This is a genomic window from Roseinatronobacter ekhonensis (assembly GCF_900499075.1).
GTDB classification, from domain to species: Bacteria; Pseudomonadota; Alphaproteobacteria; order Rhodobacterales; family Rhodobacteraceae; genus Roseinatronobacter; species Roseinatronobacter ekhonensis.
In genome coordinates this window covers 1-12597 of the sequence record NZ_UIHC01000010.1, presented here as the reverse complement: position 1 = coordinate 12597, position 12597 = coordinate 1, and the positions used below count along the sequence as shown (strand labels likewise).

At 63.3% G+C, this 12597-nt stretch carries 11 protein-coding genes and 1 pseudogene; 8 read left to right on the top strand and 4 right to left on the bottom strand.

Features of this window, described 5'->3' with window-relative positions:
* The 5 genes from tmk to ROE7235_RS06745 are packed head-to-tail and all read left to right on the top strand — an operon-like array spanning position 1 to position 4234.
* Complete coding sequence (gene tmk / locus ROE7235_RS06765; RefSeq protein WP_121093935.1) at positions 1-627, top strand: dTMP kinase; 627 nt, start codon at positions 1-3, stop codon at positions 625-627.
* The gene (locus ROE7235_RS06760) at positions 624-1718 is read left to right on the top strand and encodes a DNA polymerase III subunit delta' (RefSeq protein WP_121093933.1); all 1095 of its coding nucleotides are present in this window, start codon (positions 624-626) and stop codon (positions 1716-1718) included. The genes tmk and ROE7235_RS06760 overlap by 4 nt, the downstream gene beginning before the upstream one ends.
* The gene (locus tag ROE7235_RS06755; RefSeq protein WP_121093931.1) at positions 1715-2503 is read left to right on the top strand and encodes a TatD family hydrolase; all 789 of its coding nucleotides are present in this window, start codon (positions 1715-1717) and stop codon (positions 2501-2503) included. The genes ROE7235_RS06760 and ROE7235_RS06755 overlap by 4 nt, the downstream gene beginning before the upstream one ends.
* On the top strand, positions 2503-3303 hold the full coding sequence (locus ROE7235_RS06750) for an MBL fold metallo-hydrolase (RefSeq protein WP_121093929.1): 801 nt from the start codon (positions 2503-2505) through the stop codon (positions 3301-3303). Before ROE7235_RS06755 ends, ROE7235_RS06750 begins: the two co-directional genes overlap by 1 nt.
* A 1-nt stretch (position 3304) precedes the next feature.
* The gene (locus ROE7235_RS06745) at positions 3305-4234 is read left to right on the top strand and encodes an AEC family transporter (protein WP_121093927.1); all 930 of its coding nucleotides are present in this window, start codon (positions 3305-3307) and stop codon (positions 4232-4234) included.
* A gap of 219 nt (positions 4235-4453) precedes the next feature.
* Here the strand turns inward: ROE7235_RS06745 and thrS are convergent, their stop codons facing one another.
* A complete protein-coding gene (gene thrS / locus ROE7235_RS06735; protein WP_121093923.1) occupies positions 4454-6400 on the bottom strand; it encodes a threonine--tRNA ligase in 1947 nt (648 codons plus the stop codon).
* 116 nt (positions 6401-6516) lie between these two features.
* Between thrS and ROE7235_RS06730 the strand changes: the two genes are divergently transcribed.
* The gene (locus tag ROE7235_RS06730; RefSeq protein WP_121093922.1) at positions 6517-7812 is read left to right on the top strand and encodes an MFS transporter; all 1296 of its coding nucleotides are present in this window, start codon (positions 6517-6519) and stop codon (positions 7810-7812) included.
* Complete coding sequence (locus tag ROE7235_RS06725; RefSeq protein WP_121093920.1) at positions 7805-8539, top strand: alpha/beta fold hydrolase; 735 nt, start codon at positions 7805-7807, stop codon at positions 8537-8539. The genes ROE7235_RS06730 and ROE7235_RS06725 overlap by 8 nt, the downstream gene beginning before the upstream one ends.
* Positions 8540-8594: 55 nt before the next feature.
* Here ROE7235_RS06725 and ROE7235_RS06720 read toward each other — a convergent pair whose 3' ends face one another.
* Positions 8595-9629, bottom strand: coding sequence for a hypothetical protein (locus tag ROE7235_RS06720; protein ID WP_121093918.1), 1035 nt, complete (start codon positions 9627-9629; stop codon positions 8595-8597).
* A gap of 66 nt (positions 9630-9695) precedes the next feature.
* Positions 9696-11321: an AMP-binding protein gene (locus ROE7235_RS06715; protein ID WP_121093916.1), complete on the bottom strand. Its 1626-nt coding sequence runs from the start codon at positions 11319-11321 to the stop codon at positions 9696-9698.
* A 255-nt stretch (positions 11322-11576) separates the two neighbouring features.
* Between ROE7235_RS06715 and ROE7235_RS06710 the strand changes: the two genes are divergently transcribed.
* Positions 11577-12311, top strand: coding sequence for a Hint domain-containing protein (locus ROE7235_RS06710; RefSeq protein WP_183073366.1), 735 nt, complete (start codon positions 11577-11579; stop codon positions 12309-12311).
* Between the two features lie 85 nt (positions 12312-12396).
* Here ROE7235_RS06710 and ROE7235_RS06705 read toward each other — a convergent pair.
* A pseudogene (locus ROE7235_RS06705) lies at positions 12397-12597 on the bottom strand (IS630 family transposase); the annotation flags it as partial.

Here is a 12597-nt window from a genome sequence, read left to right as displayed (position 1 = left end):
ATGAGCGCGCGCGGTCTGTTCATCAGCGTTGAGGGGATTGACGGCAGCGGCAAATCCACTCAGGCGCGGCTATTGTCAGAGGCGTTGCGCGGCGCGGGTTATGATGTGGTGGCCACACGCGAACCCGGCGGCGCGCCGGGGGCCGAGGCGATCCGCCGCCTGCTGGTCGAGGGCGATCCCGCCCGATGGTCACCGGAAACCGAAATCCTTCTGTTCAACGCCGCCCGGCGCGATCATCTGGAGCGCACCATACAACCCGCACTGGACCGCGGTGCGGTGGTGGTAAGCGACCGTTTCGCGGATTCAACGCGCGTCTATCAGGGTGTGGCGCGGGCCAGCCTGCGCCCGCTGGTGGACCGGCTGCATGATCTGGTCATCGGGTTGGAACCGGACCTGACATTCGTCATCGACATGGATGCGCGCGCGGCGCTGTCACGCGGGTTGGCGCGACAATCCGGCGAAGACCGTTTCGAGGAATTGGGCCTTGGCTTTCAGGAAGCCTTGCGCGCGGGATTTTTGGCACTTGCGCAGGAATACCCCGACCGTGTGCAAATAATCGACGGCGCACGCCCGCCCGATGCGATTGCGCAGGACGTGGCCACGCGGGTCGCGGCGCGTCTGCCATGAGCGATTTTCCCGACCAACGCGAGGGCGCGCCGCATCCGTGTGCCACGCCTGTTCTGTTTGGACAGCAGGCTGCTGAAGCCAGCTTTCTGCAAGCCTTCGGGTCCGGGCGGATGCACCATGCGTGGTTGCTGACCGGCCCCATGGGCGTGGGCAAAGCCACGCTCGCATGGAAGGTCGCGCGATTTTTGCTGGCGGGTGAGCATGGCGGTATGTTCGGCCCACCAGACACGCTGGACGTGTCCGAAGACCACCCCACCGTGCGCCGCCTGCGCGCGGGCGCGGATGGCGGGCTGTTGGTTGTCCGGCGGGGTTTGGACGACAAGGGCAACCTGCGGCGGGACATCACGGTCGATGTCATGCGCCGCCTACACGGGTTTTTCGGCCTGTCCGCCGCCGATGGCGGGCATCGCGTGGTCATTGTCGATGCCGCCGACGAGATGAATGCCAACGCCGCCAATGCGCTATTGAAGGCACTGGAAGAGCCGCCCGCAAATGCCACGCTGCTGCTGGTCGCACATCAACCGTCGCGATTGTTGCCCACAATCCGTTCGCGCTGCCGTGATTTGCGGTTGAGCGCCTTGGGCGCGGATGATTTCGCGGCTGCGCTGACCCAAGCCGGGGTCGAAGGGGACGCGGCCACGTTGGCGGAACTCTCTGGCGGGTCTGTCGGGCAAGCGGTGGAACTGGCGATGGGCGGCGGCGCAGAGATTTACGCCGATATCGTAGCCCTGTTCGCCACCCTGCCCCGCATGGACCGCGCGCGCGCCTTGCGCTTGGCCGAATCCATGGCGGGCAAGGGCAATGAAACCCGCTTCGCCCTGTTCCTGCGCCTGTTCGACCTGTTCATGGCACGCGCGTCGCGCGCGGGCGTCATGGGTCCGGGGCCAGAGGCCGTGGCGGGAGAGGCGGCGCTGTTTGCACGCATCGCGCCGCATCAACACGCCGCCCAAGCGCTGGCAGAGCTTGCCCCTACGTTGGCCGGTCGTGCTCGCCACGGGCGCGCAGTCAACCTTGACCCTGCCGCGCTGGTGCTTGATATGGTCCTGAAAACCGAAGAGGGCCTTCGCCCAATTTTGGGACAAAGCGCATGACCCAGCCGCAGATCGTTGACAGCCATTGCCACCTCGATTTCCCCGATTTCGACGCCGAGCGCGCGGCGGTGATCGACCGTGCCCGCGCGGCAGGTGTGACCCGGATGGTCACGATCTGCACGAAATTGTCGGCGCTTGCGAAAGTGCAGGCAATCGCAGAGGCGCATCAGGGCGTCTTTTTCGCAGCAGGCACCCACCCTATGAGCGTGGCCGCCGAACCGATGGTGACAGTGGACAAGCTGGTCGCGCTGGCCGCTCACCCCAAGATGGTCGGCATTGGCGAGACGGGGCTGGACTACCATTACACCGCCGAAAGTGCGGGGCTGCAGCAAGAGAGCCTGCGCACCCATATCGAGGCCGCGCGCCAGACCAAGCTGCCGCTGATTATCCATGCGCGCGACGCCGATGACGATATGGCCCGCATCCTGACCGAAGAACACGCCAAGGGTGCCTATTCCTGCGTCATGCATTGCTTTTCATCCAGTGCCGCGTTGGCACAAGCCGCGCTGGACTTGGGCTTTTACCTGTCCATGTCTGGCATCGCGGCCTTCCCGCGCAGCAAGGACTTGCGCGCGATTTTTGCGTCCGCGCCGGTGGACCGCATATTGGTCGAGACCGACTCGCCCTATCTGGCCCCACCACCGCACCGGGGCCGCCGCAACGAGCCCGCTTACACCGCCCATACCGCGCGCGTGGGCGCAGACCTGTTTGGCATGTCCGAGGCCGATTTCGCAGCCCGGACCAGCGCCAATTTCGACCGCCTGTTCTGGAAGGCGGTGGCCTGATGGCGGATGAATTGCGCGCCACGATCCTTGGTTGCGGGTCTTCTGGCGGGGTTCCGCGCTTGGGCGGGCATTGGGGCGAATGTGACCCCAAGAACCCGCGCAACCGCCGCCGTCGCTGCTCGCTTCTGCTGGAGCGGATCGGGCCGGACGGGACCACACAGGTGCTGATCGACAGCGGGCCGGATATGCGCGACCAGTTGCTGGACGCGGGCATCGGGCGGCTGGACGCAGTGGTCTACACACACGCCCATGCCGACCACGTGCACGGGCTGGACGATCTGCGCCAGATCGTCTTCAACATGCGCGAGAAACTGCAAGTCTGGGCCGATGGCCCGACGCAAGACGCGCTGTTGTCGCGGTTCGGCTATGCGTTCTTCCAGCCGCCGGACTCTCCCTACCCGCCCATTCTGGGCATGAACACCATTGATGGGGCGTTTACCATCAACGGCGCGGGCGGGCCGCTGACGCTGCACCCGATAAGGCTGAACCACGGCGGAATTGACGCGCTTGGCTTTCGGGTTGGCGGGCTGGCCTATTGCCCCGACGTGGTCGAGATATACGCTGAAAGCTGGCCCATGCTGGACGGGCTAGAGGTCTGGATCATCGACGCGCTGCGCCGCACGCCGCACCCGACCCATGCCCATCTGGAGCTGACGCTGGACTGGATTGCACGCGCAAGCCCTGATAGCGCCGTGCTGACCAATATGCATCTGGACCTTGATTACGCGACCGTCGCGGCGGAAACCCCCGACCGTGTCACGCCCGCTTTCGACGGGATGACCATGACCTTGGCACTTTGACATGCAGGCCTTGGCCGATGTCATCCTGCCGGTCTTTCTGGTCATCAGCTTTGGCTATGTTGCCCGCTGGCGCAACCTGATTTCTGACAGCCAGGTGGACGGCGTGGTCTGGTTTACCCAGACCTTCGCCATTCCCTGCTTGTTGTTCACAGCGATCTCGCGATTGGACCTTGGGCAGGAATTCGACTGGCGGTTGCTGGTCAGTTTCTATTCCGGCGCTGTCGCCGGTTTCGCACTTGGCTTTGCCGGTGCGCGCGTGCTCTTCAAGCGCGACTGGGAAGATTGCGTGGCCATCGGCTTTGTCGCGTTGTTTTCAAACACGGTGCTGCTGGGCCTGCCGATCTCGGAACGCGCCTACGGGGCGGATGCGCTGGCCGCCAACTACGCGATTATCGCGGTGCATTCGCCGATCTGCTATGCCATCGGCATTACCACGATGGAGCTGATGCGCAATCGCGGCGGACGGCTGCGCGATACCGCCCGCCGGGTGTTCAGCGCCATGTTCCACAACGCGCTGGTGATCGCCATTGCCCTTGGCTTTGCCGTAAACCTGTCGGGGCTGCCCCTGCCCCGCGTGATGGATGACGCGCTGGACATGATGGTACGCGCGGCGCTGCCTGCGGCGTTGTTCAGCTTGGGCGGGGTGCTCTACCGCTACCGGCCAGAGGGCGATCTGCGCACGATCGGCTTTGTCGTCACCCTGTCGCTGGTGGTCCACCCGGCGATCACCTTCGGGCTGGCCAAGGCGTTCGGGTTGTCCACCGACGCGCTGCGCTCTGCTGTAGTGACAGCGGCCATGGCGCCGGGGGTCAATGTCTATGTGTTTGCCAATATGTATGGCCGCGCGAGACGGGTCGCGGCGTCTTCGGCGCTGATCGGGACGGGGCTGGTCATGCTGACGGGTTGGGTCTGGTTGCAGGTTTTGCCGTAACCGGCGCGCTCACCTCTTGCATCCATCCTCCTCGGTCGCCGCCCCCCGGGCCTGTTCCGCGCGCTCTTGCTTCCGAATTTGATAGCTGCGCGCGGCCCACCAGACCACGGAGATCAGGACCAAAACACCGTAGAAGGCCGCCCCGATCCCTGTCTCGAAAGCCCTGCCCGAGGATGATCCGAGAGACATGATGCCGCCCCTTATTGGTTCTGCCGCATGTTACCGCAAATCCGGCGCTGTGCCCTCTGCCACAAGTTCCGCCACCAGCCCGTCCAGTGTTTGCGTCTGCGTGCGGGTGTCGCCCAAGCGGCGCACGGACACGGTGCGCTCGTCAACCTCTCGCGCACCCACGGCCAAGATCACCGGCACTTTGCCAAGCGAATGTTCGCGCACCTTGTAGTTGATCTTCTCGTTGCGCAGGTCCAACTCGGCGCGCAGCCCTGCGGCTTGCAACGCCGCCACCACCTCGCGGCAGTAGTCATCCGCATCCGACACGATGGACGCCACAACCACCTGACGCGGCGCCAACCACAGGGGCAGCTTGCCCGCGAAGTTCTCGATCAGGATACCGATGAAACGCTCGAAACTGCCCAGAACGGCGCGGTGCAGCATGACGGGACGATGCCTCTCGCCGTCCTGCCCGATATAGCTGGCGTCCAGACGTTCGGGCAAGTTCGGGTCCACTTGCAGCGTGCCGCATTGCCAATCGCGGCCAATGGCATCGGTCAGCACGAATTCCAGCTTGGGGCCGTAAAACGCGCCCTCACCCTCGAATATCTCGTAGCTATGGCCCGCCGCGATCACGGCCTTGGCCAAAGCGTCCTCGGCGTAATCCCAGCTTTCTTCGGTCCCGATGCGCTGTTCTGGCCGGGTGGACAGTTTGATCCGCCATTGCGTGAAGCCCAGATCGGCATAGACGCCCGACAAGAACTCGATGAATTTCTTCGATTCCGCCTCGATCTGCGCCTCAGTGCAGAAGATATGCGCATCATCCTGCGTGAAACCGCGCACCCGCATGATACCATGCAGCGCGCCCGATGGCTCATATCGGTTGCACGACCCGAATTCGGCCATGCGCAAGGGCAGATCGCGGTAGCTTTTCAGGCCCACGTTGAAAATCTGCACATGGCAGGGGCAGTTCATGGGTTTCAGCGCGTTGATGGTTTTCTCGCGCGCATGATCCTCGTCCACTTCGACGATGAACATGTTTTCCTGGTAATTGTCCCAGTGGCCGGATGCCTCCCACAGCTTGCGGTTCACGACCTGCGGCGTATTCACCTCGACATAGCCGCCCCGGCGCTGCTGGCGGCGCATATAGTCTTGTAACGTGGTGTAGATGCTCCAGCCATTCGCGTGCCAGAAAATCTGCCCCGGCGCTTCTTCCTGCATATGAAACAGGTCCATCTCGCGGCCCAAGCGGCGGTGGTCGCGCTTGGCCGCTTCCTCCAGCATGGTCAGATGCGCTTTCAGGTCGTTGCGGTTTTTGAACGCCACGCCATAGATGCGCTGCAACATGGGCCGCGTGCTGTCGCCCAGCCAATAGGCCCCTGCAATGCTCATCAGCTTGAATGCGTCACCCGGCACTTGGCCGGTGTTCTGCAAATGGGGGCCACGGCACAGATCTTGCCAATCGCCATGCCAATACATCCGCAGGTCTTCGCCTTCGGGGATTCGGTCGATCAGTTCGACCTTGAACGGCTCATTCGCGTCCTTGTAGTGCTGAATGGCGCGGGCGCGGTCCCAGACTTCGGTGCGCACAGCCTCTCGTGCGTTGATGATCTTGCGCATCCGCTCTTCGATCTGCGCGAGGTCTTCGGGCACGAAGGGTTCCGCCCGGTCAAAGTCATAAAACCAGCCCTTGTCGCGCACCGGGCCGATTGTGACTTTCACATCCGGCCAGATCTCTTGCACCGCGCGGGCCATGATATGCGCCAGATCGTGGCGGATCAGCTCCAGCGCTTGGGCATCATCCTGCATGGTGTGAATGGCGATGCTGGCATCGCCCATGATCGGCCATTGCAGGTCATAGTGCACGCCGTTCACCGTTGCCGAAATGGCCTTTTTACCCAGCGATTTGGAAATGCTGTCTGCGACCTCTGCGGCCGTCACGCCTGCATCATAGTCACGCGCATTGCCATCGGGAAATGTCAGGGAAATCTGGGCCATAAGCCGGTCCTCGTCTGTTTGGCGCCCACGGAACGCCCGGTTGCGGGTTATATGTGGCGCAGGGTTTGACCTTGGGCGCGGGGAAAGTCAAGTTGCACGCAGCCAGAGGAGCATGAATGACCCGCCCCGCCGTCCAGACCGCCTATGACATGCTGTCCTCCGAAGATGAGGGCCGTGTCTGCCGCGACATCTCCGACGCCGCCTGCAAGGTGCAGCCGGGCAGCTTTCTGCGTCACGCGTTGGCTTTGGGGCTGAACAAATCCGCCGATGGGCTGGTGGACCCGAAACTGGTGCTGTCATGGCTGATGACCTATCTGGGCGCACCGGCGGCCATGATCGGCTTTCTGGTGCCCATCCGCGAGGCGGGCGCGCTTCTGCCACAGCTGTTCACCGCTGCGCGCATTCGGGCGATGGCACGGCGCAAATGGGCATGGGCAGGCGCGGCTTTGGGGCAAGGCTTGGGCGCCGCGATCATTGCGCTCGCCGCGCTGACCACCCAAGGGGCCGCGGCAGGCATATTGATCCTGCTGGGGCTGGCGGTGCTGGCGGTATCGCGCTCGGCCGCGTCGGTCGCCTATAAAGACGTGTTGGGCAAAACCGTCGCCAAAGGTCAGCGCGGCACGGTTGCAGGGCTGGCGGGCACATGGGCAGCGGGCGTTTTGTTCACCTTCGCGTTGGCACTGATCTGGCTGGCAGAGGCGCGCTTTGCCATTGTCGCGGGCGCGCTGATCGCTGCCGCCTTGGCATGGTTTCTTGCGGGCGCGGTCTTTGCCGGACTGCGCGAAGAACCGGGCGAAACCGAAGGCGGCGGCAATGGCGCAGCGGCGGCTATAGCCAACTTGCGCTACCTGCGCGAAGATCGCGGCCTTGCCCGTTTCATCATCGCACGGGGGCTGCTGACCGCAACCGCACTTGCGCCACCATGGTTCGTCGTGCTGGCATCGGAAAGCGCGGCCTTGCAAAGCTTGGGCGCGCTGGTGCTGGCTGCGGCGGTTGCGGCGCTGGTTTCCAGCTATGTCTGGGGGCGGCTGGCGGATCGCTCCTCGCGGCTGGTGTTGGTGCTGACAGGGGTGATCGGCGCGGGAGCCATGGGGCTTGCGCTGGCGATCAGCGTGGCCGGGCTGGCGGGCACGGTCTGGGCCATGCCGCTGGCGCTCTTCGGGTTGATGGTCGCGCATCAGGGCGTGCGGCTGGGGCGCTCGACCTATATCGTTGACATGGCCCCGCCCGAGCGCCGCGCGATCTATACCGCGATTGCGAACACGGTTATCGGCGTGATTCTGCTGGCCAGCGGCGTCTTTGGCGCTTTGGCGGCCTTGGGCGGGGCGGAACTGACACTGGCGCTGTTCGCGCTGATGGCATTGGGCGGCGCTTGGGTCGCGTATGGATTGAAGGAATTGGGCGATGGCTGACTATCTGACAACCGACACGGGCCGCAAACTGGCCTATCACAAAACCGACGGCACCGGCCCCGGAATTGTGTTTCTGGGCGGGTTCATGTCGGACATGTCCGGCACCAAGGCGGTCTGGCTGGAGGACTGGGCGCGCAGCCAAGGCCGCGCTTTCCTGCGCTTCGACTATTCCGGGCATGGCGAAAGTTCTGGCGCGTTCACCGATGGCTGCATTGGCGATTGGGCGGCGGATGCGATGGCGGCGGTCAGTGCGCTGACAGAGGGGCCGCAAGTTCTGGTTGGGTCATCCATGGGCGGCTGGATCGCGCTTCTGCTGGCGCGCGCCATGCCCCAGCGCGTTCATGCACTTGTCGGGATTGCCGCCGCGCCGGACTTTACCGAGGACAGCATGTGGCCCGGCCTGACCGACGCCCAGCGCACAGAGATCCTGGAGAAGGGCCAGACGACGCTGCTCAATGACTACGACGCCCCCTACACCCTGACCCGGCGGCTGTTCGAGGACGGGCGCGACCAGCTTGTGCTGCGCAGCCCCCTGCCCCTGCCGTTTCCCGTTCGGTTGTTGCAAGGCACCAAGGACGACGCCGTCGCGACCTCTGTGCCGCTGCGCCTGATGGAGCATGCCGATTGCCCCGACTTACGGCTGGAACTGGTCAAGGACGAAGACCACCGGTTTTCATCGCCGCGCTGTCTGAACCTGATCGCCCGGGCGATTGAAGAGGTCAGCTAAAACAAAAAGATGTTGGAAAAGGGCAAGTCGCGCGCGGATTTTCGCCCGAAGAGCCCTAGAACGCGCAGATATTCTGCAAGCTGACCCATTGACCATCGCTCAGCAGCGCACGGGTTGTGGTCTGCCCTGCCATCGGGTCGCCCGCACGCAAGCCCGCAAGCAACGCATCCGCATCGAGGTCGAGCGGTTCGGGATTGTCGGCAAACGGGCGCGACGAAAGGTCCAGCGCCGCAAAGCGCGACAACAGGGTCGCCGCTTCGGGCAGGGGTGCGGGCGCGCGGATATGCGCGTCCGCGTAGCCGGTCAGAGCGCTGGTCGGAACAGCGCCAGATGTCAGCAACCCCAAGGTCTGGAACGTGCCGATATGATCCAGAACCGGGCGCACGGGATCGGTAATGCGCAGTCGTGCCTCTGCCAGCAGCAGCGCGCCAGCCAGCGCTTCGGCGCTGTCGGCCATGTCCAAAAGCCGCGCATCTATCACATAGACCCCGCCGGGAAAGCCTGTGACGCGCGGGCGCGCGGTCCCTTGCACCACCCGCAATTCCACCGGTTGGTCCAGCACCTGGCGGTGCAGCGCGTCGAGCGCGGCGCGCCCCTGCGCACCCGAACAGGCAACCGTATCCCCGCTTTGCAGATCATCAGCAAGCCGCGTGCCGATCTCGTGCCGTGTGGTCCATGGTAGCACATCGGCCGTGTGCTGTTTCAACGCAGGCGGGAAAACAAGCGCCACACCCGCAAGGGTCAACAGGCCCAACACGCCGTAGCTGCGCGGTCCCAGCCTGTCGCGCCACCGCCGGGGCGGGGCAAGCGCGGCCTGCACCTCTTCCAACGCGTCGATCAGCCAATCATCTTCAAGTTCCAGAACCTCGGCCCCGTCTCCTTCGGGGCTATACAGCGCCGGCCGTTCGCGTGGATTGTGCCTGCGCACGGCTGGCAAGGACCAATGAGACAATACCTGCATGCTGCGGCTGTCGGAAATCACCAAAGTGGCATCGCCGAAATTGACCACGACTTCGCGGCGCTGGTCTTCGACCCGCGCGGACCACAATCCGATCCCTTCCAGTTTGCGATACTTGTCCAGCGCGGTCATGGCGCCCTTTGGCCGGTTTCGGGGTTTTCCATTCCCTATCCCAGGCCGCGCGCCATGACCAGATGCTTACAAATCACGCACCTGTGCGCGCAGCTCGAATTTCTGGATCTTACCGGTCGAAGTTTTGGGCAAGTCCAGCACAATCACCCGCTTGGGTGTCTTGAACCCTGCCAAACGCTCACGGCAAAAGGCGATCAGGTCGGCCTCTGACACGTCCTGCCCGTCTTTCAGCTCGATGCAAGCACAGGGCACCTCGCCCCATTTCTCGTCGGGTTTGGCCACCACGGCGGCCAGCGCCACGGCGGGGTGCTTCATAAGCACGCCTTCAACCTCTACCGAAGAGACGTTCTCGCCGCCCGAGATGATGATGTCCTTGGCGCGATCTGCAATCTTGATATAGCCGTCAGGGTGCCGGTAAGCGATGTCACCGGAATGGAACCAGCCGCCCGCAAAGGCTTGCGCCGTGGCCTCTGGGTTCTTGTAATACCCTTTCATCACACCATTGCCGCGATGCATGATTTCGCCCAAGGCCGCCGCGTTGCGTGGCACGGGAGTCATCGTGTCGGGGTCCATGACCGTCACGTCCTCCATAAATGGCATGGCGACCCCGGTGCGGGCCTTGACCTCTGCCCGGTCGTCGCCGGTCAGGTCATCGAACCCGTCATGCCACAGGCATTCGGTATCGGGGCCGTAGGTTTCGGTCAGCCCGTAAACCTGCGTCACGTCAAAGCCCAAAGGTTCTATCGCCGCCAGCGTTGCGGCAGGCGGGGGCGCACCGGCGGTAAAGACCCGCACGATATGATCGAACCGTTTGCGCTCGTGCGCCTTTGCGTTGATGATCGTTTGCAACACGATTGGCGCGCCCGCCAGATGGGTCGCGCCCTGATCGGCAATGGCATCATACACGCCCGCCGCAGTGATCTCGCGCAGGCAGATCATCGCCCCGCCCATCGCGGGCAGCATCCAAGGGTGGCACCATGCGTTGCAGTGGAACATTGGCACGATGGTCAGATAGCGGGGAAACAGCGTCATTTGCCAGGAAATAGGCTGCGACAGCGTGGACAGATACGCGCCTCTATGGTGGTAGACCACACCTTTGGGGCGCCCTGTCGTGCCCGATGTGTAGTTCAGCGCGATGCTTTCCCATTCATCGGTCGGCATGATCCACGCGAAATGCGGATCGCCCTCTGCCGAAAGCGCGTCATAGGCTAGGTGCTTGCCGCTTGCTGTGATGCCCGCCTGCGCATCGGGCACTTCGACCAGAATGGGCGGGCTCTCCAACATGGCGCAGGCTGCTTCGGCCAGATCAAGCAGCGCGGAATCAACCAAAAGCAGTTTTGCGCCACCATGGCCAAGCGTGTAGTGCACCGTGTCTACATCCAGCCGCGTGTTGATCGCGTTCAACACGGCGCCGCAGGCGGGCACACCGAAATGCGCCTCTGCATGGGCTGGAACATTGGGTAAAAGCGTGGCCACCACATCGCCGGGCACAACCCCGCGCGCCGCCAGCGCCGAGGCAAGCCGCGACACCCGCGCGTGATATTCGGCATAGCTGCGGCGCTCCGTGCCATAAAGGACGGCGTCACGCTCGGCAAACAGGTCCGCTGCACGCCGCAAATGCGCCAAGGGCGTCAGCGGCATGTAGTTCGCGGCGCATCTCTCCAACCCGGTTTCGTCTTGTAGCCAGCCCATCGACCCCTCCCCTGTGTGAAATGCGCCGGTGCATCCGATGCAGCCCAAGGCGCACGCAACATTATTGCGTAGGACTAAGCAATCCCGACCCTAAATTGCAAGAGCCAGTCAGGCACTGTCGTGTTTTGCGGCACAACAAAGGCGACAATTCCCGAAAATACCTCAGTTTGTCCCCGATTTCGTCCGTTAATCTTGGTTAACGTGCTGCATATGCCGCCCGTGTCGGGGGGCACAACCGCAAAGAGAGGACACCAGATGTTTACCTCACTTCACACGGTTACTGGTTCCAGTGCACGTTACTGCACGATTCAAGACCGGGGCGATGTCTGGCCCAGCGCAGCCGCGACGGACCACATCCTGCCCGATTTCGGCGGCTTGGCCGAAGGCTTGCTGGCAGGTCGTTTGGTGGCCACGGATTCCGGTTGGCGCAAGGTTGAAACCCTCGCACCCGGCGACATGGTCCTGACCTTCGACCACGGCATGCGCAGGCTGGAAAGCATCGACGCGACCGCTGTTACGCCGGACCCGCGCCAATCTTCGATTGCGCAAGCCCTGCATGTGCCCAAAGGGGCCATTGGAAACCGCCGCGCCATCACGCTTCTGCCCAGCCAGCTTGTTCTGCTCGACTGCGACTTCGCCCAAGCGCGCTATGGGAACCCGTTCCTTCTGGTACAAGCGGGGCTGCTGGACGGCTACAATGAGATCGTTCGCGCGCCGCTTCCCGCACAGGCGACCAGCTACATGCTGACCTTTGCGCAAGAGGAAATCATCCACACCGACGGCTCTGCGCTTATGTCGTGCTACGGTCTGCGGACCACGTCGCGGCTTGCCCGACCCGGTCGCTACCCGCGCATGACCCGCGCTCAGGCACTAGAGTTCCGGCGCTGGGTAAAATTGCAAGCCCGCGGCCAAGACCCGTCGCTCGCTGCAAAGATTGGGCGGATTCCCGCGCGCGCATCGGACATGGTCCCCATGGCACGGCTACACTAAAAAACGCGCTTCGGGGGGTGCGCCCCCCGATTGCCAACTTCCAGACCTGAAATCGCCATAAACAATTCGTTCTATTATACTTCTTCTACTCCAAAACCCGAAAGTTCTCGTGTGTTATGACGCGGAAGTTATCTGACACCTTGTCGCGGAATTTCTTCCATTCCTGCGGGATGGTCTCACGCATGAATGCAAGGATGGCGTCGGCGAATTGCTTCTGACTTCGGTAGTAGCGATTGTGGGTGACATAATGGTGCAAGACCGCCCAAAGACGTTCAATTGGATTGAG